We start from the raw sequence: 25039 nt of genomic DNA on the forward strand, positions 1-25039 counted from the left end.
CTGTTAACTTTTCAATACCCCTAGCTTCCAACTCTAATAATAACTCTCCCATACGACGAGCCGCCCTTTCCGTCACTTCCACCTGGTTGTTTTGGAATATAGGAGTTTTTTGACCTAATTCCATAAAGGCCAACGCTCCCGACCGTGCTGGTAGTTCCTGAAGAGAGATTTTATCTACAGGTGTATCTATCTGAATATCAAAATCAAAAATCCAGAATTGATCAAAATTACATAAGATCACATATTTAGGACGGTTAGGAACTAACCTAGTCCAATAATCAAATGCTTGAGAATAATGTTTATTTAAGTCTTCTCCGCGCTTTTTCATTTCAATTAAAACGCGAGGTTTCCAAACCAAGTCAGCAAAACCGGTTTTTCCAGTTTTACTACCTTTTTTAATAGGTTCCTCATATTTCGCTCCGGCTTCCAAAGCACCCTCATGACCAAAAGCCCGAAAAAATCGGTCAAGAAAAGTTTGTGCTTCTTTACGTTCCTGTCCGGTAATATATTGGTTGCAAAATTGGACGAATTTAGATAAACTTTCTGGTGTTGATGATGTCATAGGTTTTTTCTAAAGAACAAGATACCCGACTTGTCAATAATTACAAAAATAACATTTAATTTCCCCAGCAAGTCGCGCGAAAAAAGTAGATTTAGGGGTTGACAATTGATTTGAAAAATGTTATCATAGAACCGACGAGGAAGAACTATCATCAAATAATCAGAAAACATCCTAGGGTGTGTTAGCATTGCGTAACGCACCTAACCATCATCTCCTTCATCACTTCATAGTGACAGCAGTTCCCCATATTATGAAATACAGATATTAATAATAAAACTCTTGTGGTGCGGGCAAGATGCCCGCACAAAATGTACTTCACTCAAAGCTACTTGCTGTAATTTACCTCCTCATCAAATCCCGCGAAAAAAGTAGAATTAGGGCTTGACAATTGATTTTAAAAATGTTATCATAAAACCGACGAGGAAGAACTATCATCAAATAATCAGTGAAACCGAACAAACAGTAGTCTCCCCGAGTGCGAATTACCGTACCCACTTTTTTGCCCAGGAAGATTACAATAGTTTGTGCTATTATTTGCCCTTGATGAAACAAACAACTTGTAGTTGAAATACTCCAAGTAAATTTATACAAAACCACTAAATGGAACTAAGTAAGCCGTGATGAATGCTGTATTACCTCGTTTTTTAAAGTCAGCCTACCGCAAAGAACCTATAGTTAGTGTATTGTTAACTGTAGGTGTAATAGATGCTCTAATTGGTGGGTTGGATGATAGTTGGTCACTCTTCACCTTTGGTTTAGCAACAGCAGGGTTGGCTTTTGCTTTTAAATTATGGCGTATGCAGCAGCGTCCGTCTTTACCAGAAGAGCTAGTTGTTCAACATTATTTACCCCCTCAGTCTTCTACTGCTCCTTTACCTGTACTCAAGGTTTCCAAGAAAAAACCACGTCAGTAGTTAAGCGATGCGCTCCCTAGGAAGCGCTTGTGGGGAGATGTGAAGGTGCGATCGCGCCAGTCCTGACTTGTCAGTTCGCTCTCAATGGAGAAATTTTTGCAAGTTAATTTGTTAAAATTTGTTCAGGTAAACAACTACAAATGTAAAAGCAATGAAAATTAAAGCTATTATTTATCCTGCCCAAGAAGGGGGTTACTGGGCTGAAGTACCTGCACTTCCTGGTTGTATAACAGAAGGGGATACAATGGAAGAAGTAATTAATAATCTTCAAGATGCTATACAAGGTTGGCTAGAAGTAGCGAATGAAATTCAAAAACCAGATCCAATCTCACAAGTGATTGAAATTGCAGTATGAAATCAATTTCTGGGAAAAAACTATGTAAACTTGTTGAGAAAAAAGGCTGGATTCTCAAAAAAATTACAGGTAGTCACTATATTTATGAAAAACCTGATGAAAGTAAAATTATTTCTATTCCTGTACATAGAAATCAAGATTTAAAACTTGGGACTTGAAAATCAATCATGAAGATAGCTGAATTGGTAGAAGATGATTTGTAATTATTTGTAATTATTCGTAATTAATGTTTGTTCTGTAGGCTACAGCATAGGTTAGCCTTAGCTTATTCTAGATATCGCTTTTAGGAATGTGTTCAGGGCGATCATATTTTTAGAGGTATTATAGAAGATAAAATATCAAGAACCATTCATTACAGAAAACAAAAATGATATCTATCAAGCTAGAACGAGAAACGGAAACCTACAAAGAATAATGTTCAAGTGAACTGATTACAACTATTCACTGCGTGCAAGATTTTGATAACAAGATTTTGATAATTTTATTCACCTTATTCACCTTATTCACCTTATTCACCACAACTATTATTAGTTTTGTTTATTTTGTTGTTGACTTAGGAAAGCTCTTTTTAGAATTATGAGAATTATTGGCAGTCCGCTGTGGATTATCCCCACGTAATTGTTTACGACCATTAGTAATAATTTGTAACATTTCTTGAATATCCTGTTCCATATTACTCAAAACATGATCAGCATATTGATCAGCACCATCTTCAATCTCTTGAGCTTGAGCAATTGCAGTTTGGCGCATTTCTTCTAACTCTTGCTGACAAGCGCGACGCTTACGCTCAACCTCTGCGATAGTTTCTTGCATCATCGCTTCACAATCTTGTTGGACTTGTCGCCGCAGTTGGTCAGCTTCCCTTTGTGCTTGCTTGATAATATCACTTTCAGCCAAAATTTGCGCCCTTTTGGCTTGGGCCACGTCTACAACCTGTTGTCCATATTCTTCGGCTTCTAAGAGAATTTCATCCTTTTGTGCCAAAATATCTAATGCTTCCTGGAAAACCGCCGGCAAAGATATGCGGATAAAATCAAGTTGTTCGAGTAATTTATCTTCATCTACTAGGGTACGTCCCGTTAAAGGAATCCTCATGCTAGAGAGAATTATGTCCTCTAAGCGGTTGAGTTCTTGCTGAATATCTACCCCAGGTGTTGGCAGTGTCCCGTCTTGAGGGATTGCCTTTACGTACTCCCGTGGGGTAGGATTTTTTCCGTTTTGGTTGGACTCATGGGCAGAGATTGAACTTGGTTGTAGCATTGGTATATATCTCGGGCAACGTGTGAGGGAACAAGATGATCAACAGAGCCACCAAACCGGGCAATCTCTCTTACCACACTACTACTTAAAAAACTATACTCATTTGATGTCGCTAGAAAAACTGTCTCAATCTGAGTAGACAGTGTTTTATTAGTATGAGCCATTTGTAGCTCAATTTCAAAATCAGATACCGCTCTTAACCCCCGCAACAAAATTTGTGCTTGTTGCATTTGAGCATATTCTACAGTTAAACCATCAAAACTGTCTACTCCTACATTTGGTAAATGTTTTGTAGCTATACAAATTTGTTCTAATCTTTGCTCGACTGTAAATAATGGTATCTTATTTGGATTGCGAAGGACGGCAACTATCACCTGTTCAAACAGGCGACTACTACGCTGAATTAGGTCTAAGTGTCCCAAGGTGATGGGATCAAAACTACCAGGATAAATAGCAATCACAATGTTATTTTAGGTCTAAATATTAAATAAACTAACAGCTTTTTTCCATAACTTAGTTAAGTCTAACATCTCATGCTTCATGATTGGCAATTAGTGACTAAGTAGGTGAATGGAAAAAAACCGACATAAGTAACGAAAAGTAAAGTTGCCCAAAACCTCTTCCCAGTTAAGAGTTCCCTGTTCCCTTGTCATAACGACAATTTTTAACGCTAACCTACTTAAGTAAGTTAACACAATAAAACCAAACTGTGTAAAGAAAGGTAAAATCGCTGAAAACCTCTTGCAAGATTGCCTATTGCAAGATTGCTTTATTATTGTCTTTGTCTTTGTAGATTTCATATTCCTATAGATAATTTTCCATGGTAGTAGATTTTTCGATTTTGCCCTTGGGGTTTCAATTTACTTCTCCCGGTCCGATTATAGTTAAACTCGGACCAATTGTTATTCGCTGGTATGGGTTATTAATTGCCACTGCTGTCTTAATTGGTGTCACCCTTTCCCAATATCTGGCCAAACGTCGTCACGTTAACCCAGATTTACTCAATGATTTATCAATTTGGCTGGTAATTGCCTCTATTCCCGCAGCTAGGCTCTATTATGTCTTATTTCAATGGTCAGAATATTCTCAACACCCAGAAAAGATCATTGCCATTTGGGAAGGAGGTATTGCTATTCATGGGGCAATTCTTGGCGGTGTCGTCGCGGCGTTGATTTTTGCTAAACTTAATCAAATATCTTTTTGGCAATTAACTGATTTAGTCGCACCTTCTTTGATTTTAGGGCAAGCAATTGGCCGGTGGGGGAATTTTTTCAACTCGGAAGCCTTTGGCCGTCCCACTAATTTGCCTTGGAAGTTGTATATTCCCCCAGAACGTCGTCCTTTGGATTTAGTTAATTTTGAATATTTTCATCCCACTTTTCTCTATGAATCTTTGTGGAATTTCATGGTTTTTGCACTATTGCTAACTTTGTTTTTTCGGGCTTTATCTCAAAAACCACGTTTGAAAGTAGGGACTTTATTTTTAGTTTACTCGGTAGCCTACAGCTTCGGGCGGTTTTGGATTGAAGGTTTACGCATGGATAGCTTAATGCTAGGACCTTTACGAATGGCACAAATGGTCAGTTTAGGAGGAATGTTTTTAGGACTGGTTGGTTTAGCTTGGCTGTATGTACTCAAGCGTCCTTTACCTGATGTTGTTTCCTCTTTCAAAGGAGATTAACTAAAAATAAAAAATGCCCCAGAGTAATTAATCTCCAGGGCTTAACCAGGGTGCATCTACCATCTATTTCTACAACTCAAAAGTAGTGAATCCGGAAGGGTACTGAAGGATTTGCCAAAAGTTTTTTGTCGGAGTTTTTCAGAGCAAAGTTAATGAAGGAATATACGAGTAATTTAAGTGTTAATGACTACCAAAGTTCCCTAAATCCAGCAGTTTATATTGTGGGGGCAGGACCGGGAGATCCCGATTTATTAACCGTTAGAGCGCAAAAGTTGTTGGCTAGGGCTGATGTGATTTTATTTGCAGATTCTTTGATTCCTGAACAGATTTTAGCTGTTTGTCGTCCAGATGCGGAAATTATCAAAACGGCAAATCGGACTCTAGAAGAAATTTTACCACTGATGATTGATGCCGTAGTAGCCCATAAATCCGTCGTGAGACTGCATTCTGGTGATCCTAGTCTCTATAGCGCTATTCATGAACAAATGCAGCTATTAGCAGCAGCTAATATTCCTTTTGAAGTTATTCCCGGTATCAGCGCTTTTCAAGCAGCCGCAGCTAAATTGAAAATTGAGTTAACTGTTCCTGGTTTGGTACAAACTATTATCCTCACTCGTATTAGTGGCCGCACTTATGTTCCTGCTAGGGAAGAATTAGCCAGTTTAGCAGCACATCAGGCCAGCTTATGTTTATATCTGAGTGTCCATCATATCACTGAAGCACAAACTCAGTTGTTAGAACATTATAATCCAGAGACTCCCGTAGCAATTTGCTATCGCTTAGGCTGGCCGGATGAAAAAATCCGCGTTGTTACTTTAGCACAAATGACCGCTTGTACTCATGAAGAAAAATTACAAAGAACTACACTTTATGTAATCAGTCCAGCACTTTTACCAGTAACCGGACGCTCCCGTTTATATCATCCTCAACATGACCATTTATTCCGTTCATCACATCGGGATTCTGGATTTTAGATTTTGTTGATTCTCTACACAAATTTGGAGGTTTGTCAAATAGCAAATTTTTATCCATCTTGCTACAGATTATTAATCATTTTTCTAGCACTTTTGCCCCAAAACTGCTGTAAATTAAGGATTTAAAAACGAACTCTGGTAGGGCTAACATCCGTCGCCAACGCCAAGGTTCTTGATATAATCTATATAGCCATTCTAAGTTATTATTTGCTAACCAGTTGGGAGCGCGTGTTTTTGTTCCTGACCAAATATCAAAACTACCACCAATACCTATCCAAATAGAGTTAGGACATAAATGGCGATTTTTAGAAATCCATAATTCTTGACGCGGAACTCCTAAACCAACAAATATTATTTGTGGCTGTAGTTGACTGAGGCTTTGCAATAATTCTTGTTCTTCTTCTGGTGAATGATAACCAGAATGTGTTCCTGATATAGTTAGTGTCGGAAGTTTTTGTTTCCATAAATCTGCTGCTTTTACGGCTACTCCTGGTGCGCCTCCATAGAAAAATATTGACGCAGATATTTGTTTTTGCGCAACTGTTTGTAACAGTTTTTCTGCTAATTCAATTCCCGGAATACGTTGTATTTTTTTCCCTAATAAATACTGTAAATACAGCACAACTCCCGCACCGTCAGGAATTACTAATTCAGCATTTTGAATAATATTTGCTAGGGTGGGATTTTTTTCTGCTTGTATGGTCATTTCTGAATTAAGGGTAACTACATGAGTTCCTTTACCTGCTTTTAAAGAATATAATAACCAGTCTGGATAATCATCCATAACATGAACTGGTAAACCTAATACTGAAAATGCTGGAGGGATTTCAAACATGGTTTCTTGAAAATTAAACGGGGTTGATATTTTCTCTAGGTTATTTTATCAAATTTTTCCCTCAATGCATAATAATATAATCATAATTTTCTCCTCTAATCATTTACTTTTTGGCTGAAACTAATCATACTCACTTTCAAGATCCTCTGGACGATCAATATCTGCTAAAGATGGCAAATAACCTATTGATAAATTCAATTTATCCGCAATTTCTAGTGTTTTTGCAAATACTTCAGCCGTACCCCACTGGATATTTGTAAATAATTCCGCTGCTGGTTTTTGTAACCCAATTAAATAGTAACCACCGTCAATGGCTGGACCTAGAACAAGATTAAAAACTTGCAATTTCTCAAAAGCAGTTAGTAAAATTTGTGAGTTTAAATCGGGACAATCAGTACCAATGATAATTACTTGTTTTGCTGTTTGATTAAACGCATTTACAAGCGATCGCTCCATTCTTTGACCTAAATCTCCCTCACCCTGAAATTGATATAACCAGTCATTTCCTAACCAATTTCGCATTTTTTCTAAATTACCACCAGTAAAACGTATTTCTACAGATAATTTGATCAGATTTTGTAATTCTTTAACTTGCAAAATGGTCTGTTCAGTCATCTGTCTTTGCAAGTTAGCAGCGCCAATATCACCCAAAACTGGTATTAACCGGGTTTTTGTTTTTCCTGGTTCTGGATAACGAGTAAAAATAATTAGGTGTTGAATTAGATGTTGTTTTGCTGATTTCAAGGGCTTAATTCAAAATTTGCTGCTATTAAGGATATCGCAACTATGGGCGCTGTAACTGCGCGGAGAATACGACAACCCAGAGAAGTGGCTACAAATCCCGATCTTACAGCTATTTCTAGCTCTTGATCTGTCCACCCCCCTTCTGGTCCAATAGCAATAATGATCTCACTTGCAGTGTTAGCATTATTTATCACCTGCTTTAAGTGAGGATAATCACCACGGGCTTCACAGATATAACTATGACTGGCTGTATTTTCATTTATAGCAGTTTTAAAAGCTACTGGTTCTAGAATAGTAGGAATCACTGCTCTTTCTGACTGTTCAGCGGACTCTGATGCTATGCGCCGCCAACGTTCTAGCTTTTGGGGACTGGGATTTAATAAACTGCGATCGCTTAAAAGTGGAGCAATAGAAGTTACACCTAATTCCGTACAACAGCGGATAACCTCATCAAATCCATTCCCTTTTGGTAAGGCCATCATTAAAGTAATAGATACAGGTAATTCCGTTTTTACCTCTAGTATTTCTACAATCTCTCCTTGTGTTCCTTGTAACTTAGTTAACCACCATTTACCCATACCATTCATAGCGATAAATTTATCACCATCTCGTAACCGCAACACCCGCAGCAAATAATGTTGCTGTTGAGGTGTTAATAAAAGTTGGTTTTCTTGAAGTTGTTGGGGATTAATGGTAATACGCTGAAGTTGTGACATGATTAAGATGGATTTTTAGACTACATTGTATGTAAAATCCGTAAAAGTAGCAATCTCTAAATAGCAATTTGAGTTAGTAGCTTAAATGTGCCTCTGTCGTACAGAATAAATAACCCCAAGGCCATTAATATAAAGGGAATAATAGCCCGACCATAGCGACTTAAAATATAACCAATAGTAACTTGACTGGTCAATAGATAAGCAATACCACAGCCAACTCCTACCATAGCTAAAAATACAGCTATAATTATGCCTAAACTAACAAAATCTTGACCCGCGAATAGAGGTATATAAACACTAATATTGTCACCGCTATTAGCAATGGTAATAGCCGCAACCTGATAAGTATTTGGGTGTAAAATGCTCAAGAAAAAAGAGAATACAGGGTTAGGGTGTAATAACCGTGGAAAATCAGGATTAACTGTCTGAACTTCCGTACTTTCTGTTTGTTGATTAATCAGTTGTTTCATACCAATAGCTATGGGTAATATTCCTAATAATCCCAACCATTCTCGCTGTATGAATAAACCGCCAAAAAATCCTGGTAAACTCAACATAATAATGGCAAAAAAACCGAGGTATTGACCAATGAAAATATGACGTTTACGAAAATTACTATCTATTTGCGAAAACAATAGTAGTAGAATCATCATATCGTCAATATTAGTCACAGTAAAAGCAATTATCCCCTCGATAAAAACATTAGCCAGCTTATTCATTATTAATTAAAGGAAATTTCCTCATTTACCTGTATCTGTTATATGTCAATACTATAGCATTTCCCATGGTTATAAGTACAGAAATCGGACATCAAACACAGATAAGTTTGTACCCCAGTTGTCATATTTATTGTAATAACTCCTGAAACCGTTTTTCATTCCGAACTTTATCAAAATCTCTATCATTTTTCGCCAATTGTTGATATTTTTTGGGGAAAAGTTCGATAGCTTTCTTGAGGTTTTCAATTGTCAGTTCTAAATTATTTTGTAAGGCATAATTGCAAGCTTTATTATAGTAAACTTGATGCAAATTAGGACGAATAGTAGTTGCTTGGTTGTAAGATGCTAAAGCCTCTTTGTAGCGCTGTAATTTTGTCAACGCAATTCCTCTATTAATCCAAGCTTCATGTTTATTGTGGTCAATAGCGATCGCTTCATCATAAGATTTTACGGCTTCTTCGTAATGTTGTAAAGCTGTTAAAGCATTACCACGATTATACCAGGCTTCATCTTTATTTGGGCGAATTGCGATGGCTTTATCATAGGATTCTACAGCTTCTGGGTACTGTTGTAAAGCAATCAAAGCATTTCCCCGATTTACCCATGTTTCCGCACTATCATTTTTAATAGCTATCACCCGATTATAGAATACTAAAGCTTCTTGATAACGACGGGCATCTAATAAACCATTAGCTTGTATTAGTAAATTTTCTGCCTTTTGACTGTCTTGTACTTCTGTAATCAGTTGATTAACATTGCTTTCTTGAACAACTTGTTTAGCATTTTCAGATGAATAATTTGCCGGGTCACTACAGCCAATTATCATCAAACTGATTAAACTAGAGGCAATTAAGCTTCGCCAAATTACCATACTGCTCCTACAAAACTCATATAATGATCCTAGAACTGATTGTAATTTAAAAGCAGTATCAAAATCAACTAATTATTATTAATTATTTTTTGATTCTGCAAATTTAAAATTAAGATTTCGATAAACTTTTCAAAAACTACCCATACAATACCATAATCATCCTCCATAAATCAATTATCTTTTTATGATTCCTCTTTCCTCTTTCTGCTTTCTGCTTTCTTCTACTGACTTGACTCCTACTTTTCACTAAAAAACTTTTTTACGCTTGCTCCAAGTATCAGCAGTTTTACAAATATCAAAGAGTGATGCTACAGAAAAATTCTCAAGGATCTGTGATCAAATCACCTATTTGTTGCTTTTGCAGCCAGGAAATTTTCTCACTAACTCATTTAGCCAAGGTCGGGAGTGTATAATACTGTTAATACAAGTGTTTTCGCGGCGTTTCAATTTATGTTTCAATTTATGTTTCAATTTATGGTGAGTTAATTGGAGGAAAAAAATATGACTATTAATGAATCTGATTCATCCCACCTACCTTCCCCACAGATAAATCAAGAAGATGAATTGGAAATTACTGAAAGTAATCAATCATTAACAAAAGTAGAACCGGAGAAAAAACAAGTATCGGCACAATCTTCCGTGAAAACAAATATTTTCAAAGAAATTTCTGCTTTTTTTAGTGACAATTCCCGTATTCAAGTCCTGATTACCCCAAGGATTTTATTATTTACTAGCTTGTCCATGGCCATAACTTTAATTAGTATTGTCATTAATAACTCATGGCTGGGGATTTTGGGAACTTTGGCAACTTTGCTGTTATCACTATTGATACTTTACCCTTGGTGGCAAGATATCATTCAACAATGGTTTTCACCTCAAGATAGAAATGTGTTTGTTGGTTTTATAGGAGTAATAGTAGCAATAATTGGCTTATTCAGATTTACTAATTTGGGTCATAGTCTACTACTTTGGGGAAAGAGAATTAATTGGGAAGCCTCTGGTACTTTAGCAGAATGGTTTGGGGCTTTAGGACAAATTGCCATTGCCATTATCGCCGTTTATGTAGCATGGCGACAATATGTAATTTCTAAAGACCTAACTATTCAACAAAACCTACTAACTGTACAGCAAAACGTCATTACCCAACAACAAACCATAGACTCCTACTTTCAAGGAGTTTCTGACCTAATATTGGACGAAGAAGGATTATTAGAAGACTGGCCGCAAGAAAGAGCGATCGCCGAAGGACGTACTGCTGCTATATTCAGTAGTGTAGATGGTAGTGGTAAAGCCAAAATTCTGCGATTTCTCTCCCGTTCTAAATTACTTACCCCCCTACAACGCGATCGCCGTTTAGGAAGAGCTATTCTAGATGGTAGTGGTGGTTATGCTGAAGATCGTTTGGAAGGAGTGCGCGTCATAGACTTAGGTGTGATGTTAGCAGGTGCCGATCTAGCCGATAATGATTTACGCTGGACAGATTTAAGTGAAGCCAATCTCGTCCGTGCTAATCTTAGTAATTGTGACTTAGTAAAAGCTAACCTTTCCCGAACAATACTATATGAAGCCAATCTCAGTAATACCGATTTAAACGGAGTTCGTCTATTTTATGGTTTAGTAGAACAAGCATCTCCCCGCAGTCGCACTCAACCACCCAACTACGAAACCGGAGAACACACTGGTGCAGTTATTGAAAATGCTGACTTCACTAATGCACAAAGAATGTCCCCAGCGACTCATTACTACTGTTGTGCTTGGTGTGGAGAAAAAACCAGAAATACCATTCCGGGAGGTTGTGAAGGAATTCCCAATAAATTAGGTAGATAAGAGGACATTGACAATTAATAGGTTGAAATCATGACTGTAACTAAACGAGTTTTTTTAATTCTTTCCTTATTAACTACCTTGGGTATTATTTCCCAAGTTAGCACCACAGCCAAAAATCCGCCCTCTAAATCAGAAATAACCATCAACGATAGCAACAATCACAAACAAATCAACCTAGAAAAAGGTAAAATTTTGATGATTAAATTATCAGCCAATCCATCAACAGGTTATAATTGGCAAATCATTAAAAATGATCCTCAAAAACTCAAACCCTTGGGAGATTCAGTATTTGAACCATTACCAACAGCAGCAGGAGAATCCAAAGTCAAATTAGTAGGATCACCTGAAAATCAAGTTTTTCGGTTTTTAGCCCAAAACTCCGGTTCAACCCAGCTAAAACTCCAATATTCACGGGCTTGGGAAAAAAATATTCCCCCCATCAAAACCTATCAAATTACAGTCAAAATCCGTTAACAGAAAAAATTGGACTTGGTAAATTGACCTATAAAAACCAAAAAATTTCTCAAACTCCTCTCTTTGGTCTTCTGCAGCTCTGCGTGAGAAAAATCATCAATTTTCTGGTAAAGTCAGAATTTCCACCCCAGACTCCGTCACAGCAATAGTATGTTCAAATTGGGCAGAAAGCAAGCGATCCTTGGTTACCGCAGTCCAACCGTCACTAAGCATTTCCGGCTCATAAGTTCCTTCATTAATCATTGGTTCAATAGTAAACACCATACCGGGTCTAAGTTTTTTACCTCTACCCCTAATGCCATAATGAGGAATATCGGGTGCTGTATGGAAAACATTACTAATTCCATGACCGACAAAATCCCGCACCACGGAAAAGCCGAAAGACTCAGCATATTCTTGAATAGCCGCCCCAATATCCCCAATTTTCGCCCCTGGTTTCACCTCTGCGATTCCCAATTCTAGACACTTTTGTGTCACTTCTACTAATTTTTGGGCTTTTGGAGAAGGACTACCAACCAGAAATGTTTTTGATGTATCACCATGATAACCGTCCAGAATGGGTGTCACGTCTATATTAATAATGTCCCCATCTTTGAGAATTTGTTTAGCATTGGGAATACCGTGACAAATTACCTCATTTACACTAGTACAAATTGACTTAGGATAACCCTTATAACCCAAAGGAGCGCTTTTTGCTCCATGCTTTTGCGTCCATCTTTCCGCCTCATCATTCAATTCTAGGGTACTTACTCCTGGTTTCACCAAAGGTTCTAAATATTGTAACAATTTAGCGGCCAAGCGGCCAGCGCGACGCATTTTTTCTATTTCCCGCTGGGATAAAATGACTATAGTTTCTGTTTTCATCAAATTTTAATTTACTCTTTTAAAAATACAGTTAACCCAGTCGTTGCTGCTCTATAAGTAGCATCTGCTACCTTGAGGGCATACAAGCTTTGTTCTGGAGTGATATATAAAGGACTAGCATCAAATAAATAGTCTAATACCATAGTTGTATCTTTGGCAAATAAACCCCGACGTGTACCCACCTCAATTAACTGCGTTCCTTGGCCTAATATTAACATTGCCGTATCACCATCGAGAATTATCCCCCCATTTTCACCATGAACCTCTAATTTACGTTCTGATTGCCACAAAGTTTCACCCTTGCCATAAACTACCTGTGCCAATAAACCACTGTCAAAGCACAACTGGGCTGAACAGAAACAGGTTTGGTAATAATTTGGTTCAATTTGCCAATATCGTTGATGACAGTTAACGCTAAAAACTTCACCAAACAAATCAATCAGACGATTTAATCGAGATAAAGCCCCAATTAAGGGAAAACCAAACATTTCATGATTATAAGTCCATTTGCGCGGCGCTGGCTGTTGGGGATTCAGGGTACTATGGCGAACATAAAACAAATCACCCAGTTGATATAAGTGTTGTTTTAACGTTTGATGCCAACCCCCCAATAATTCAATGTGTTCAACGTGCAATAGCTTATTGACTGTTTTTGCTAAAATAATTAGTTCTTCGGCTTCCTTGACATCTAAAGCCAGGGGATATTCAACAATTACGTGCTTACCCCTCTCCAAAGCAGCGCGGGCAATTTTGCCATGATCTTGATTAATAGTGCATAAGACCACCAAATCCAAATCTTCCCGTTCTACTAGCTGTTGCCAAGAACTCATAGCCTCAGTTGCGTATTCTGTGGCTAAAATGGCTGTTCTTTGGGGATTACCAGCTATAGCTATTAAATCACTGCGCGGATCTTGTCGCAATGCCTCAGCCCTAAGTTTAGCAGCATAGCCGGTACCGACTAAACCCACCCGCAGACTATTTGTGGATAAAGGTGGTCTATGATTATACATGATTTATCACCAGTTTTCAATGTTTGGGTTTAATGCCATGAGTATTTTATCAACAGGTCAGCATTAGGAAATGTCTGACACCTCCATTTTATAAGTATCATAATTCCTGACTCGTCAAGTCCAGTTTGACATCTATCCAGGTCAAGACTTTATATAACAAAAACTTATTAGTCTTCTGTAAATAAATTTCATTTCTAATCGGGGTTGATTTTCCGTCATAAATTGTAACTTTTCCCTTAGTATCAGAATTGAAGCAAATTTAAACCAGCGGCTACTTCTATCAAAATAGCCCTATTGTTTGCATCAGAATAACTTATAGAGCCGATTTCACAAGAGAGGATAATTAAATGGCTACTTACAAAGTGACACTTATCAACGAACAGGAAGGTTTAAACAAAACTATTGATGTTGACGATGATGTATATATTTTAGATGCAGCCGAAGAAGCTGGTCTAGACTTACCCTACTCCTGTCGCGCTGGCGCTTGTTCAACCTGTGCGGGTAAAATCGTTTCCGGTAAAGTTGACCAATCTGATCAGTCTTTCTTAGATGATGATCAAATCGAAGCTGGATATGTTCTGACTTGTGTTGCTTATCCTGCTTCTGATGTTACTATCCAAACCCACAAAGAAGAAGACCTTTACTAAGCCTTAGCTATCTGGCTATTAGCAACAAGAATTGAGTCCGGGGATTGGGAGCTACTGAGTCAGAGTTACTACCAATTCCCCAATTTCTTGCTACCTTTAATTTTAGTCAGTTGTTAGCTATAGCAGCAACTTCATTCACAAATATCGTCTCATTCTATCAGTACCGCGCATTTTCATCAGTCCCACTCACCAAGATGTAATTTGACATCTATCTAAAACAGGATTTTAGATAATAAAAACTTATTAGTCTTCTGTAAATAAATTTCATTTCTAATCGGGTGCGATTTTCTGTTATAAATTGTAACTTTTCCCTTAGTATCAGAATTGAAGCAAATTTAAACCAGCGGCTGGTTCTATGAGAATAGCCCTATGATTTGCATCAAAATAACTTATACTGCCGATTTCACAAAAGAGGATAATTAAATGGCTACTTACAAAGTGAGACTTATCAACGAAGCCGAAGGTTTAGACACAACTATTGAAGTTCCCGAAGATGAATATATTCTAGATATTGCTGAAGATCAAGGATTAGACTTACCCTACTCCTGTCGCGCTGGCGCTTGTTCAACCTGTGCGGGTAAAATCAAATCCGGTACTGTTGACCAATCTGATCAGTCTTTCTTAGATGATGATCAAATCGAAGCTGGATATGTTTTGACTTGTGTTGCTAAACCTACTTCTGATGTTGAAATCTATACCCATAAAGAAGAAGACATCTACTAAGCTATAGCTATCAGCTATTAGCAATAATAATTCAGTCCGGGGATTGGGGATGGGCTACTGAGTCAGATTTTCTACCAGTTCCCCAATTACCTACTGCCTTTAATTTTAGTGCCAGGATAATAAAATTCTAGAATCTTGGCGCTAGACCAACCTAACTTGGCTAAATTCTGAGCGCCTGTTTGACTCAAACCCACGCCATGTCCTAAGCCACCACCGATAAAAGCATATCCCCAAATATTCCTTTGTCCTTTGTTAAGAGGTTCAATATAGAAAAGCGTGCTAATGGGTGCTGCAAAAGCACTGCGAACTTCATCTTTTTGTAAAGTAAAAATACCGATATCTGTTTTCACAGCTAATTTTAAAATTCTGCCGCTGGGACTGCGTTGAACGATAGACATGGCCTGAATTGTTTGGAATTTGCTGTCAGGGCTTTTTTTAGCACGTAAAAATTTTTGCAAGTCTTTGGTAATTGTATTGATATCAGTTTCTCTGCGCCAACGGAATACATCCCATGTACTCTCATTAAATCCGTCCTTCAGGGCGATAAATTTCTGGAAATTCTGATCATCTGCTAAATTCTGATTAGACAAGTTCCAAATATTACTATTAGCAGCGTCTATAACTGGTTTTAAATACGGACGGTCTTCACCATTCCAAATATCGCTAAAGTTAGCAGTTACACCACCTGTAGTGGAAGAATACAAAGCATCAACTATTTCATTCTTATAAGTAAGAACCTGACCTCTAGTAGAGGCAATGGCTTGATCTGTATTCTTAGCAACTCCGCTGAGTCCTTGATAAACTTGACAGTGAGTATCAGCACATAACTGATAGTTATCTACTGCAAATCTGCGGACATTGCGTAAGGCATAAGTGCGAGCAATAATGGCTTGTGCTTCTAGGGCTGCTTTTGGCGCGTTTGTACCAATTTCATGGGGTAAAACTCCACGGATATAGGTTTCTAATGGTACTGTATTGACTAAAGTGTAATTCCCGTAAGCATTGGGCTGTAAAGTCATTCTTCCCCCATAGTTCAAGTTTTTTTGGGGGGTTGTTTCGGTTTGATTACCTGCCTTGACCTTAATTATATCTTTACTTGTACTTACTTCTAGATAATTTGGACTGTACTTTTTACCATTGACATTCCAAGTAATTTTTGGTACTTGTTGGCGAATATTTGTGGCTAAATAAGCATTTTGATCACCAGATGTTTTTATACTTTGTAATAGCAAACGGCGAATTAAGGGAGTGCTGTAAACGTCCCGTTTTGCCCATACTTGCCAGCGTTCTGGCTGGGCTATTTCTACTTCTATACCTTGGGAACGCCAGTAGTTGGCGCTATCTTCGGCTGTTTCAAAGGTACGGAAGTCACCCAAAACTAATACCTCCTTAATCTCCCGCTGGATCAAGGTTCTCATGACTGTTGTTAACTGGATGGGTTGGTCGGTAGTTAAGGTTTGCTGCTGATTACCGACGGCAAATTTCAATGTTAAGCGATCGCCTTTTGTGGGGGCTAATTCTAATTTGTCGGTGGGTTTAGCCCCAAATCGCTGCACAATGCCAATTTTTAATTCTACATCCTGATTCTTGCTTACTGGTTCTGATGCAGCAGTCAATCCCAATAAACACAGGGTTGTGATTAATCTGTAGGAAGAATGCCAAAAAAATATTTTCATGAAGACTAATTCTAATTACCCTTATGCTATCGGCAAGATTTTGAATAATTAACCGTTTCAAACCCTTTTGCCTATTACCTAATTATATGTTTTTATATGTTTTTCGCTTATACGCTTCTAGAATACAATTACGCCTTTTGTAAAAGTCATTATGCTCAAAGGATGCAGGTAGATGAAAAAAACTACTTGGATGCTCGGAAGTTGACTAGAAGAATAAAGTCATATAAAGGTTATAATGGCTATCAATGCCTTATCCCTTGTCATCCATGTCCCAAGCTGACTTCACCCAGAATTTGCAAAATTTAATGCAAAAGGTCGGTTTTGCCAGTTTTAAATCCTTGAGTCTGGCTGCCGGTGTTTCCCATTGGCAAATTTTGCAGTTACGGAGGGGAAAAATTCGGCAGATGCGGGTGGAGGTATTACTAAAAATATCACAGGTTTTGCAAATATCTGGGGGTGAATTAGCAGAAACTTTTGGTGTTCAGGGTTTATCATTGAAAACAGCAAAAACTCAGCGTGAAGACTATAATATAGACTTATTACAACAAATAACAGAATTACAAAATGAGCATAAAAGAATATCGTTGTCAATGTTACAACAAAGGGAATTATTACAAGAGGAATTTCAGCGGTCAAGTTTACAAATATTAGAATCACTGCTGCTACAATGGCCAACAGCGGCCTATAGAGCTAGGGAGGATCACCAGTTAGCAGCAGTAAAAATATTACCTTTGGTAGATAAGCCTTTAGAGGCATTATTACAGGCCTGGGGTGTGAGGGCGATCGCTTCTGTGGGTGATCAAATCCCCTATAATCCGCAATTGCATCAATTACTGGAGGGAACAGCACAACCAGGAGAGATCGTTAAGGTACGTTATACAGGCTATACGCAATATGATCAGTTGCTATATCGAGCTAGGGTAAGTCCGATGTAAAGTTTATTTTCTGTTGATAAATAGATCAGAAAATATTGAAGTTTCTTGTTTTATTTTTCAGAAACTTTCATGTATTCTTAATTAAATAACACTTGATGTTTTTGTTGAATAAATAGACTAAATATTTTTTATATTATCTAAATATTTAGTATATAATAACAACATCACAATCAGAACATTCTTAAATTAAATCAAGATTAGGATATTATGAATCAGCAGGTAAAAGTGGTTGTCATCAGCGGTAACTTTAATGCTAGTACCTCATCAGAATTTCATGAAAATATTCAAGAGGTGATTGCTAGTGGCATCAAAATTGTGTTGATTGATTGTCATAGTGTCACCTTTATGGATAGTTTTGGTTTAGGGACTCTAGTTGTCACATTTAAAATGTTGGAAGCAGCTGGGATCAAGATGGTTATTTGTTCAACTAATGAGCAAGTTAAGATGCTATTTGAATTAACTGGTATGGATAATAAATTTACAATTGTTCCCAGTCAAGAAGCATTTGAAAATCTTTTAGTTTCTGCCAGTTAATTAATCAAATTTGACTTGGAGAATAGATAAATCATCCTCAAATGTCTCTTTGGAGTTTAAGTTAATTAAATAATCCAGTATATAATCAAGTTGGTTCTCAACAGAATACTGTAAGCTAATGAAAATCTGAATTAAACCTTCTAAACTCCAAAGAGTACCATCTGGTTGAGTAATTTCATAAGCACCATCACTAAAAATATAAAGGATGCTAGATTTTTCAATATAACAAGAAGCATCAACATACTTGGCTTCAGGAAACATCCCCACCGGCATTCCCGGAGTTTTTAATCTTTTTACTTCTGTGTTAATAGGGGAGTTCCCAGCAACAATAATTGCTGGTGGATGGCCAGCACTAGAGTATGTTAACTGACGACTAACTCGATTATAAACTCCATACCAAATTGTCAAATACTTATCATTTTGATAATTCATTTGAAAGGTATTGTTTAAAGCCGCTAAAACCTGGCTAGGTTGATAGTAATTTAAATCCTTGAGAGCGCGGGAACGTAATAGATTTAATACAGAAATAGAGGGTAAAGTTGCTTTCAGTCCATGGCCAGCAGCATCTAACAAATAGATGGCCAAAGAATCAGGATCAAGCCAATTATAGTCAAAACAATCCCCACCAAGTTGCCGCGATGGCAAAAATTTAAACTTGACCCGCAAAGGGTTATTTATAGGTAGAGGTAAAAGGGATTTTACATATTCTGTGGCCTCGGCTAATTCTGTTTCTAAAAGTAGCTTTTGGCTATGTAAATCCTGACTTAATTGATGTAGACGTAAACCGGCTCTGACCCTTGCTTGTAGCTCATTTTGTTCAATAGGTTTGGTGATGAAATCATCAGCACCAGCATCTAATCCCCTGACTCGATTAGCGACTGAATCTAAAGATGTTAATAAAATAAAAAATGTGGTAGATAATCTGGGATCTTTTTTAACGCGATCGCACACTTCTAAACCACTCAACCCGGGCATAATCCAATCACATATAATTAGGGATGGAGGTGAATCCAAGGTTTTTAAAATTCCTTCTTCTCCGGTACTAGCAGTAATCACTTCATAACCTTGTTTTTCTAATATTCTTTTGAGAAATATTTGTACGGAGCGATCATCATCAATTACTAATATTTCAAACATTGGATATTACTGAATAAAATTATGTATTTGTCTCACATAGGACGACACCCATGAGTTACGGAATAAACGAACCACTCCAGACACAGAGAACACAGAGAAATGGGGGTTTAGGGAGAGATATTTTGCGTAAGTCCTGTCACAGTCTAGTCCCTTCAGACACAGAGAGTAGGAATTTTAAATCTTTCCTTAAATTTAGGGTAATTTATATGGCAATAACCTGAGATATAATGACAGTTTAAATAAATATCAATTACAATAACTTTGCCTTTTTTGGAGCTGGGTTTGAGGGGAGTAAAACCCAACGCATTTCTGAGGGTGAGGCACGAAATCTCAGCTAGGAATCAAGGCTTTTTACAAGCTGAAAACATTGAATCAGACTCATGAAAGGGGATTTAACCAGAATAGCATAACTTGTTTTAATTGATTTAAATCTCGATAAACTTCTTGTTTTAACCATTGTCCTAAAGCATCAAAAGGACTGAAAGAACTTCCAGGTTGCCATTTAATATCTTGTCCTAAAGGTGTAGTATGATTTCCTGATAAAGTTTGTGTTGTTATCATATCGGGAAAGAGTTTTTGTAAAATTTTTGTTAAGTCTGCCGATTGATCTAGAGTATCTTTATTAAATCTTATTAATAAATTCCGCCGAATTTGATAACTTTCCTGTACTATTTGGTTAGTTTCTGCGGGTGTAGGTGTAAATTCAATGTCTAATTGAGAATTTAATTGAGAATTTAACTGTTCTACTAAGGGTATAGCTTCATTCGCAGTAAAGTTATTAAAGGATATTAAAATATTACCAGCACGTTGCACTGAAAAAAGACTACCAATAAGTAAATGGAGTTTACAACCCATACTATGTCCTATTCCATAGGTAGGAAGGTAAATCTTCCGTATTTCTCCTGATTCTTGTAACCTTTCTAGGGTGTGTTCAAAGTTAATTAATACATTTTTGGCGATCGCTATATGATCCAATGTGTTTACAAAAGGTGTCGCAATCACTACATATCCTTTAGCAGCGAGATGTTCCAGTAACCAACGATAGGTCAAATGTGGTAAAGTAGCTACAAATGCACCACCTAAAAAGTGGATAATCCCCACGGGGTGACGCGGAATAAGTACCCAATTACCTCTAATTTCTTGCCAGTTCATTGCCAAAATTTATTAATTGTCTAATGATTGTATTTTGATTTTAACTCTTATTCTGTAACTTTTTCATTTCCTGTTGCACATCTAAGGAAATTTGTAAAGCTTCATTTAATAATTTACCATGTTCTGTGGCTTCCTCTGTAATTTGCATTGAGGCTAAAGCTGCTAAATTATTAGCAAATAAATCAGAATTGGTAATAATAAAACTTTTATTCTCTCGCAAAATTCTCTCAGTCTTTAAAGCGCGGATTAAATCATTCCTCGTTAGTTCTAGTGCTGCTAATACTTTTTCTCTTTCTTGTATACTCACTCCTAAATTACCAGCATCCTCGATTTGGTCATTAATATCTATAGCTTTAATCACGGAATTATATCTTTCTACATCATTTAATAAAATCCGTAAAGAATTTGTCTGATGTTGTTTGAGAAACCTACTTTTTCCTTTCCATAGTAAATACAATATAGTTTGTATACTTCCCCCCGTCCATAAGGTAAATACAATCAATGGTATCCAAAATGATGATTTTACCAAGAGATATATAAAAACGCAAATAGAAAGTCCTGCAAAAACTAAAGTTGGATTTTCTGTTCCTTTAACTTTTTTTAGCAATTGTCTACTTAATTCCTGAATAATATCGGTAATAATTATTAATTTATTATTAACAGGTAAGTTAGTCAATTTTTGCAGTTCCTCATGACTAATATCCAATTCCTCTAAATCATCTCGCACAGTTACTAAATCCTTAACATACTAGTGATTTAGTTTAATATAACAATTGAATTTCTCTAATGGCTATAGATAACTCTTAATTCTGTTGATGATAACTATCTATATATCATTTCCTAGTCCACCGAATCATTTTGACCTCTATTTTAATTAAGATCTAATTAAGAAATTTGTAACAAATAGCTCATACAGTGTCCCATTAGAAAATAGACCACCAGCATTGCTACTGCGGCTAATGCCACTATCATACCAGCTAACATGAAAGAAAATTCTTTATGCTCAAAAGCTTTTTCCATCAGGTGTAGGGACCATGCTACAAGCGCCACATCAAAGATTAAAATAGGAATCAACATATTTCTTAATATTTCTTCATAGTAGTACCATTATCTTAACACTCTTTCAGAAAACTGTGTTTGATGTTCGACGGCGGTAGTTGGTCGCTATGATCTGATATCAAGCAGGAAGACGAACAGGAACATTACGTTCTTGCAAATAATTCTTAATTTGTGCTACGCTGAGTTGTCCAAAATGTAACAATGATGCTAACAGTGCGGCTTCCGCTTTACCTTGAGTTAAAGCAGTGTGAATGTGTTCACAGTTTCCAGCACCACCAGAAGCAATGATGGGAATTTCCACAGCATCAGCGATCGCTTTTGTCAAGTCCAAATCATAACCAGCTTGAGTACCATCAGCGTCCATACTTGTGACTAATAATTCTCCAGCCCCCCTTTTTGTTACTTCTTTAGCCCACTCTAAAGCATCTATACCAGTATTTTCTCTACCACCGCGAACATATACATCCCAGCCCGGATTCTCCGTATCAGGTCTGCATCTAGCGTCAATAGCTACAACAATACACTGATTTCCAAAGCGATCGCTGGCTTGATTAATTAAATCTGGGTTTCTGACCGCCGCCGAATTAATACTAACCTTGTCAGCCCCAGCTCGTAATAAATCTTTAACATTTTCTAAGGTTTGAATTCCTCCACCCACGGTCAAGGGAATGAAGACCTGTTCAGCAGTCCGGTAAACCACATCAATAATCGTGTTTCTGTCTTCATGAGTGGCTGTAATATCTAGAAATACTAACTCATCAGCACCAGCTTCATTATAAACCCTGGCCAGTTCTACCGGATCACCCGCATCCTTGAGATCAACAAAGTTAATTCCTTTGACAACTCTGCCAGCTTTGACATCTAGACAAGGTAAGATTCTTTTAGACAACATAATACTTTTTTGCTCCTGGTAATTGCTAGGAATTTTAATTGTAAAGGCAATTGGGGAATAGATGACAAGAGTGGATCAAGATCCAATGGGTTTTGTCCAGACTCAAATATACTAAAGGAGGTATGGGTGTAATTGCAAAATAGGACTGAATAATTATCAATTACTCTTTTAGTGTTCCGGGTTAAAACTGCAAATTTTCAGAATTACTAACTATCAACCCTGTAAGTAGTGATGCAAAATAAATTGTATATTTAAAATAGAGAAACCACCAATAGAGAATAAAGAAACCACCAATAGAGAACAGACAATAAATCCAGATACTTTATGATATTTTTTGTTTCTAAAATAGAGAATTAATTTGACTCAAATACCTATCTACTAAGTCAGATAAATTACCTTAAAAAGTAAATACAAATGTTTATGTAAACATTTATATTTTTTGGCATTGTCACTGGATTGAAAGTAACCGTAAATATCCTATACTGGTGTTAGATCCTGACTGCTGTAAAGGTTTAGCGGTGCTAAATCCCGATTTCTGAACTTCTGAATTAGCGAAAATTATGGCAATTATCTCCTCCAAAAAACAGCCTCCAGAACCCAACAAAGAAGTAAAACAGCCACAGAAATCAGCCAAAGTACCTGCTGCTGAAAATCTGTTACAGTCAGAAGCTGCTATTAATGAACAAGGTAAACCAGAAGAAAGTATACGTCCCCAGCGTTTTGCTGACTACATAGGACAACAGGATTTAAAGGATGTTTTAGATATAGCCATTAAAGCAGCCAAGTCGAGAAGTGAGGTCTTGGATCATTTGTTATTGTATGGACCTCCGGGTTTAGGTAAAACCACAATGGCCATGATTTTAGCATCAGAAATGGGAGTAAACTACAAAATTACCAGCGCCCCAGCTTTGGAAAGACCACGGGACATTGTGGGGTTATTGGTCAACCTCAAACCGGGAGATGTGTTATTTATAGATGAGATTCATCGTCTATCCCGGATGACAGAGGAGATCTTGTATCCAGCGATGGAAGATTACCGCCTAGATATTACCATAGGTAAGGGTTCTAGCGCCAGAATTAGAAGTATACCTTTATCTAAATTTACCTTAGTAGGTGCGACAACTCGCGTCGGAGCTTTAACTTCACCATTACGCGATCGCTTTGGCTTAATTCAAAAGTTACGCTTTTATGAAGTTGAAGAACTAACTCAGATTGTTCTCCGCACTGCTGAATTATTAGAGACCGCAGTTAGTTTAGATGGGGCTACGGAAATAGCTAAACGTTCACGGGGAACACCAAGAATTGCTAACAGACTCTTAAAAAGAGTCCGTGATTATGCGGAAGTAAAACTCTTAATAGAAATTAACGAAGCTGTAGCAGCAGAAGCATTACAGTTATTTCAAGTTGATCCTTGTGGCTTAGATTGGACAGACAGAAAAATGCTCAGTGTAATAATTGAAAACTTTAATGGTGGTCCAGTGGGTTTAGAAACCATTGCTGCTACTACCGGGGAAGACACCCAAACCATTGAAGAAGTTTATGAACCGTATCTAATGCAAATAGGTTATTTAAGCCGAACACAAAGGGGTAGAATAGCGACAAAAGCAGCTTATCAACACATGGGTTTTAAGCCATCTAAGGAGCAGTTATCATTATTGTAAGTGGATTCAAAGTAAAAATCTAAAAATCTAGATCCCTCACTTCTTAAATAATTCGGGTATATGCTATAATCACTACTTGACAAGTAACACCAGCAAAGATGAATAATCACCAGTGGCTAAAAGTTAGCGAGTATGTATGCTTAGGGTTGTCAATATTAGGAATAATAGTAGCTACAGTGACGCAACAAGTAGCTTATGGGTTTATTCCCTTGTGTTTAAGTGTGACTTTAAATTTAGTTAATCGTCCTCAGTTTCATTATTCCCAATTACAATCACTTGAGCAATTACAGACAAATTTGCAAAATACAGATGAAGAATTTGATCAACTAAATAAAACCATGAATACATATAATCAACGACTAGAACAAATCGAAACTTGGAGACAACAATTAAGTCAAATTATTGACCAGAAGATTGAAATTGCAATTAATCAAAGTTTGGGTAAAATCGAGACTTATAAACAAGAAATTAGTCAAATTATTGACGAGAAAATTCAAATCCCAATCCAAAAATTGAGTACAGAATTTAACGCAGTTAATCAAGAAATTCAAATTGTCAATAATCGTTTACAGCAATTAGATACTTCCCTAGAAAACTTGAGTTCCCATCTTGAAAAAGATGAATATTTAAACAATATTGCTGAATTGAAAACTGAATTATCATCACTTAATCAACAGATACAAGTCTTTAATTCCCGATTTACAGAAATTGAAACCTTTATGGACACTTTCCATAGTGACCATCAAAACAATTTACAGCAATTAACAGAATTAAATAATAATCAACAAAATCAAAATAGGGAACTTTCCCAGATTAA

The 25039-nt window shown here is 37.0% G+C and carries 28 protein-coding genes and 1 pseudogene; 13 read left to right on the top strand and 16 right to left on the bottom strand.

The annotated features are described in order from the left end of the window. Nucleotides 1-562: type IIL restriction-modification enzyme MmeI (locus tag FFO06_RS17790; protein ID WP_137909229.1), on the bottom strand; the 562-nt coding region annotated here is incomplete at its 3' end. A 620-nt stretch (nucleotides 563-1182) separates the two neighbouring features. Between FFO06_RS17790 and FFO06_RS17795 the strand changes: the two genes are divergently transcribed. The 3 genes from FFO06_RS17795 to FFO06_RS17805 all read left to right on the top strand — a co-directional run bounded on the left by FFO06_RS17795 (nucleotide 1183) and on the right by FFO06_RS17805 (nucleotide 1989). Further along, complete coding sequence (locus FFO06_RS17795; RefSeq protein ID WP_137909254.1) at nucleotides 1183-1476, top strand: hypothetical protein; 294 nt, start codon at nucleotides 1183-1185, stop codon at nucleotides 1474-1476. A gap of 151 nt (nucleotides 1477-1627) precedes the next feature. Then, nucleotides 1628-1831 carry a type II toxin-antitoxin system HicB family antitoxin gene (locus FFO06_RS17800; RefSeq protein WP_137909230.1) on the top strand — a complete coding sequence of 68 codons (204 nt, stop codon included), beginning with the start codon at nucleotides 1628-1630 and terminating at the stop codon, nucleotides 1829-1831. After that, on the top strand, nucleotides 1828-1989 hold the full coding sequence (locus tag FFO06_RS17805; protein WP_137909231.1) for a type II toxin-antitoxin system HicA family toxin: 162 nt from the start codon (nucleotides 1828-1830) through the stop codon (nucleotides 1987-1989). Before FFO06_RS17800 ends, FFO06_RS17805 begins: the two co-directional genes overlap by 4 nt. A gap of 379 nt (nucleotides 1990-2368) precedes the next feature. Here the strand turns inward: FFO06_RS17805 and FFO06_RS17810 are convergent, their stop codons facing one another. Beyond that, nucleotides 2369-3091: a DivIVA domain-containing protein gene (locus FFO06_RS17810; RefSeq protein ID WP_137909232.1), complete on the bottom strand. Its 723-nt coding sequence runs from the start codon at nucleotides 3089-3091 to the stop codon at nucleotides 2369-2371. Then, nucleotides 3016-3552, bottom strand: a complete 537-nt coding sequence (gene coaD, locus FFO06_RS17815; RefSeq protein WP_137909233.1) for a pantetheine-phosphate adenylyltransferase — start codon at nucleotides 3550-3552, stop codon at nucleotides 3016-3018. Before coaD ends, FFO06_RS17810 begins: the two co-directional genes overlap by 76 nt. Nucleotides 3553-3911: 359 nt before the next feature. Here coaD and lgt point away from each other — a divergent pair, with 359 nt between their 5' ends. Both lgt and cobM read left to right on the top strand, forming a co-directional pair. Beyond that, a complete protein-coding gene (gene lgt, locus FFO06_RS17820) occupies nucleotides 3912-4772 on the top strand; it encodes a prolipoprotein diacylglyceryl transferase (protein ID WP_137909234.1) in 861 nt (286 codons plus the stop codon). A 152-nt stretch (nucleotides 4773-4924) separates the two neighbouring features. After that, nucleotides 4925-5746, top strand: coding sequence for a precorrin-4 C(11)-methyltransferase (gene cobM / locus FFO06_RS17825; protein WP_137909235.1), 822 nt, complete (start codon nucleotides 4925-4927; stop codon nucleotides 5744-5746). A gap of 76 nt (nucleotides 5747-5822) precedes the next feature. Here the strand turns inward: cobM and FFO06_RS17830 are convergent, their stop codons facing one another. From FFO06_RS17830 to FFO06_RS17850, 5 genes are all read right to left on the bottom strand, one after another. After that, on the bottom strand, nucleotides 5823-6581 hold the full coding sequence (locus FFO06_RS17830) for a WecB/TagA/CpsF family glycosyltransferase (RefSeq protein WP_137909236.1): 759 nt from the start codon (nucleotides 6579-6581) through the stop codon (nucleotides 5823-5825). Nucleotides 6582-6701: 120 nt separating this feature from the next. Beyond that, nucleotides 6702-7334: a TIGR04282 family arsenosugar biosynthesis glycosyltransferase gene (locus FFO06_RS17835; protein ID WP_370743971.1), complete on the bottom strand. Its 633-nt coding sequence runs from the start codon at nucleotides 7332-7334 to the stop codon at nucleotides 6702-6704. Further along, nucleotides 7322-8041 (bottom strand): 16S rRNA (uracil(1498)-N(3))-methyltransferase, encoded by a 720-nt coding sequence (locus FFO06_RS17840; protein ID WP_137909238.1) that lies wholly within the window; start codon nucleotides 8039-8041, stop codon nucleotides 7322-7324. Before FFO06_RS17840 ends, FFO06_RS17835 begins: the two co-directional genes overlap by 13 nt. 56 nt (nucleotides 8042-8097) lie before the next feature. Continuing rightward, nucleotides 8098-8760: a cadmium resistance transporter gene (locus tag FFO06_RS17845; protein ID WP_137909239.1), complete on the bottom strand. Its 663-nt coding sequence runs from the start codon at nucleotides 8758-8760 to the stop codon at nucleotides 8098-8100. Nucleotides 8761-8887: 127 nt separating this feature from the next. Further along, entirely contained in the window at nucleotides 8888-9631 is a 744-nt protein-coding gene (locus FFO06_RS17850; protein WP_137909240.1) for a tetratricopeptide repeat protein, read from the bottom strand. A 501-nt stretch (nucleotides 9632-10132) separates the two neighbouring features. Here FFO06_RS17850 and FFO06_RS17855 point away from each other — a divergent pair. Together FFO06_RS17855 and FFO06_RS17860 are read left to right on the top strand one after the other, a co-directional pair. After that, nucleotides 10133-11458 (top strand): pentapeptide repeat-containing protein, encoded by a 1326-nt coding sequence (locus tag FFO06_RS17855; RefSeq protein WP_137909241.1) that lies wholly within the window; start codon nucleotides 10133-10135, stop codon nucleotides 11456-11458. 30 nt (nucleotides 11459-11488) lie between these two features. Then, entirely contained in the window at nucleotides 11489-11932 is a 444-nt protein-coding gene (locus FFO06_RS17860) for a protease inhibitor I42 family protein (RefSeq protein ID WP_137909242.1), read from the top strand. A gap of 96 nt (nucleotides 11933-12028) precedes the next feature. On the opposite strand, the gene map is transcribed toward FFO06_RS17860, so the two are convergent. Together map and FFO06_RS17870 are read right to left on the bottom strand one after the other, a co-directional pair. Further along, nucleotides 12029-12796, bottom strand: coding sequence for a type I methionyl aminopeptidase (gene map, locus FFO06_RS17865; RefSeq protein ID WP_137909243.1), 768 nt, complete (start codon nucleotides 12794-12796; stop codon nucleotides 12029-12031). An 11-nt stretch (nucleotides 12797-12807) separates the two neighbouring features. Further along, nucleotides 12808-13806 carry a Gfo/Idh/MocA family protein gene (locus FFO06_RS17870; protein ID WP_137909244.1) on the bottom strand — a complete coding sequence of 333 codons (999 nt, stop codon included), beginning with the start codon at nucleotides 13804-13806 and terminating at the stop codon, nucleotides 12808-12810. A gap of 347 nt (nucleotides 13807-14153) precedes the next feature. Between FFO06_RS17870 and FFO06_RS17875 the strand changes: the two genes are divergently transcribed. Together FFO06_RS17875 and FFO06_RS17880 are read left to right on the top strand one after the other, a co-directional pair. Beyond that, a complete protein-coding gene (locus tag FFO06_RS17875; RefSeq protein ID WP_137909245.1) occupies nucleotides 14154-14453 on the top strand; it encodes a ferredoxin in 300 nt (99 codons plus the stop codon). Nucleotides 14454-14876: 423 nt separating this feature from the next. After that, nucleotides 14877-15176, top strand: coding sequence for a ferredoxin (locus FFO06_RS17880; protein ID WP_137909246.1), 300 nt, complete (start codon nucleotides 14877-14879; stop codon nucleotides 15174-15176). An 86-nt stretch (nucleotides 15177-15262) separates the two neighbouring features. Here FFO06_RS17880 and FFO06_RS17885 read toward each other — a convergent pair whose 3' ends face one another. Then, entirely contained in the window at nucleotides 15263-16852 is a 1590-nt protein-coding gene (locus tag FFO06_RS17885; RefSeq protein ID WP_137909247.1) for a SpoIID/LytB domain-containing protein, read from the bottom strand. Nucleotides 16853-17118: 266 nt separating this feature from the next. Between FFO06_RS17885 and grpE the strand changes: the two genes are divergently transcribed. Then, nucleotides 17119-17787: a nucleotide exchange factor GrpE gene (gene grpE / locus FFO06_RS17890; RefSeq protein ID WP_137909255.1), complete on the top strand. Its 669-nt coding sequence runs from the start codon at nucleotides 17119-17121 to the stop codon at nucleotides 17785-17787. A gap of 207 nt (nucleotides 17788-17994) precedes the next feature. Further along, nucleotides 17995-18321: an STAS domain-containing protein gene (locus FFO06_RS17895; RefSeq protein ID WP_137909248.1), complete on the top strand. Its 327-nt coding sequence runs from the start codon at nucleotides 17995-17997 to the stop codon at nucleotides 18319-18321. On the opposite strand, the gene FFO06_RS17900 is transcribed toward FFO06_RS17895, so the two are convergent. From FFO06_RS17900 to hisF, 5 genes are all read right to left on the bottom strand, one after another. Next, entirely contained in the window at nucleotides 18322-19458 is a 1137-nt protein-coding gene (locus tag FFO06_RS17900) for a PP2C family protein-serine/threonine phosphatase (protein WP_137909249.1), read from the bottom strand. 378 nt (nucleotides 19459-19836) lie between these two features. Next, the gene (locus tag FFO06_RS17905) at nucleotides 19837-20610 is read right to left on the bottom strand and encodes a DUF1350 family protein (RefSeq protein WP_137909250.1); all 774 of its coding nucleotides are present in this window, start codon (nucleotides 20608-20610) and stop codon (nucleotides 19837-19839) included. Nucleotides 20611-20650: 40 nt separating this feature from the next. Further along, nucleotides 20651-21337, bottom strand: coding sequence for a hypothetical protein (locus FFO06_RS17910; protein WP_137909251.1), 687 nt, complete (start codon nucleotides 21335-21337; stop codon nucleotides 20651-20653). 158 nt (nucleotides 21338-21495) lie between these two features. Further along, nucleotides 21496-21687, bottom strand: a complete 192-nt coding sequence (locus FFO06_RS17915) for a hypothetical protein (protein ID WP_028084026.1) — start codon at nucleotides 21685-21687, stop codon at nucleotides 21496-21498. 100 nt (nucleotides 21688-21787) lie between these two features. Further along, entirely contained in the window at nucleotides 21788-22561 is a 774-nt protein-coding gene (gene hisF, locus FFO06_RS17920) for an imidazole glycerol phosphate synthase subunit HisF (protein WP_137909252.1), read from the bottom strand. A 560-nt stretch (nucleotides 22562-23121) separates the two neighbouring features. Here hisF and ruvB point away from each other — a divergent pair. Next, complete coding sequence (gene ruvB, locus FFO06_RS17925; protein WP_137909253.1) at nucleotides 23122-24222, top strand: Holliday junction branch migration DNA helicase RuvB; 1101 nt, start codon at nucleotides 23122-23124, stop codon at nucleotides 24220-24222. Between the two features lie 98 nt (nucleotides 24223-24320). Continuing rightward, nucleotides 24321-25039, top strand: a pseudogene (locus FFO06_RS17930) (WD40 repeat domain-containing protein); the annotation flags it as partial.

This window comes from Dolichospermum planctonicum, assembly GCF_005402965.1.
In the GTDB taxonomy this organism is placed as follows: Bacteria; Cyanobacteriota; Cyanobacteriia; order Cyanobacteriales; family Nostocaceae; genus Dolichospermum; species Dolichospermum planctonicum.

Excerpts from the sequence above, each read along its gene's own strand:
- grpE (WP_137909255.1), top strand. The coding sequence starts at position 17,119 with ATGTCCCAAGCTGACTTCACCCAGAATTTGCAAAATTTAATGCAAAAG.
- FFO06_RS17895 (WP_137909248.1), top strand. The coding sequence starts at position 17,995 with ATGAATCAGCAGGTAAAAGTGGTTGTCATCAGCGGTAACTTTAATGCT.
- FFO06_RS17810 (WP_137909232.1), bottom strand. The coding sequence starts at position 3,091 with ATGCTACAACCAAGTTCAATCTCTGCCCATGAGTCCAACCAAAACGGA.
- FFO06_RS17845 (WP_137909239.1), bottom strand. The coding sequence starts at position 8,760 with ATGAATAAGCTGGCTAATGTTTTTATCGAGGGGATAATTGCTTTTACT.
- FFO06_RS17800 (WP_137909230.1), top strand. The coding sequence starts at position 1,628 with ATGAAAATTAAAGCTATTATTTATCCTGCCCAAGAAGGGGGTTACTGG.
- ruvB (WP_137909253.1), top strand. The coding sequence starts at position 23,122 with ATGGCAATTATCTCCTCCAAAAAACAGCCTCCAGAACCCAACAAAGAA.
- FFO06_RS17830 (WP_137909236.1), bottom strand. The coding sequence starts at position 6,581 with ATGTTTGAAATCCCTCCAGCATTTTCAGTATTAGGTTTACCAGTTCAT.
- FFO06_RS17795 (WP_137909254.1), top strand. The coding sequence starts at position 1,183 with ATGAATGCTGTATTACCTCGTTTTTTAAAGTCAGCCTACCGCAAAGAA.
- FFO06_RS17860 (WP_137909242.1), top strand. The coding sequence starts at position 11,489 with ATGACTGTAACTAAACGAGTTTTTTTAATTCTTTCCTTATTAACTACC.
- map (WP_137909243.1), bottom strand. The coding sequence starts at position 12,796 with ATGAAAACAGAAACTATAGTCATTTTATCCCAGCGGGAAATAGAAAAA.
- FFO06_RS17880 (WP_137909246.1), top strand. The coding sequence starts at position 14,877 with ATGGCTACTTACAAAGTGAGACTTATCAACGAAGCCGAAGGTTTAGAC.
- FFO06_RS17915 (WP_028084026.1), bottom strand. The coding sequence starts at position 21,687 with ATGTTGATTCCTATTTTAATCTTTGATGTGGCGCTTGTAGCATGGTCC.
- FFO06_RS17905 (WP_137909250.1), bottom strand. The coding sequence starts at position 20,610 with ATGAACTGGCAAGAAATTAGAGGTAATTGGGTACTTATTCCGCGTCAC.
- FFO06_RS17870 (WP_137909244.1), bottom strand. The coding sequence starts at position 13,806 with ATGTATAATCATAGACCACCTTTATCCACAAATAGTCTGCGGGTGGGT.
- FFO06_RS17850 (WP_137909240.1), bottom strand. The coding sequence starts at position 9,631 with ATGGTAATTTGGCGAAGCTTAATTGCCTCTAGTTTAATCAGTTTGATG.
- FFO06_RS17900 (WP_137909249.1), bottom strand. The coding sequence starts at position 19,458 with ATGTTTGAAATATTAGTAATTGATGATGATCGCTCCGTACAAATATTT.
- FFO06_RS17840 (WP_137909238.1), bottom strand. The coding sequence starts at position 8,041 with ATGTCACAACTTCAGCGTATTACCATTAATCCCCAACAACTTCAAGAA.
- FFO06_RS17805 (WP_137909231.1), top strand. The coding sequence starts at position 1,828 with ATGAAATCAATTTCTGGGAAAAAACTATGTAAACTTGTTGAGAAAAAA.
- hisF (WP_137909252.1), bottom strand. The coding sequence starts at position 22,561 with ATGTTGTCTAAAAGAATCTTACCTTGTCTAGATGTCAAAGCTGGCAGA.
- lgt (WP_137909234.1), top strand. The coding sequence starts at position 3,912 with ATGGTAGTAGATTTTTCGATTTTGCCCTTGGGGTTTCAATTTACTTCT.
- FFO06_RS17855 (WP_137909241.1), top strand. The coding sequence starts at position 10,133 with ATGACTATTAATGAATCTGATTCATCCCACCTACCTTCCCCACAGATA.
- FFO06_RS17875 (WP_137909245.1), top strand. The coding sequence starts at position 14,154 with ATGGCTACTTACAAAGTGACACTTATCAACGAACAGGAAGGTTTAAAC.
- cobM (WP_137909235.1), top strand. The coding sequence starts at position 4,925 with ATGAAGGAATATACGAGTAATTTAAGTGTTAATGACTACCAAAGTTCC.
- FFO06_RS17885 (WP_137909247.1), bottom strand. The coding sequence starts at position 16,852 with ATGAAAATATTTTTTTGGCATTCTTCCTACAGATTAATCACAACCCTG.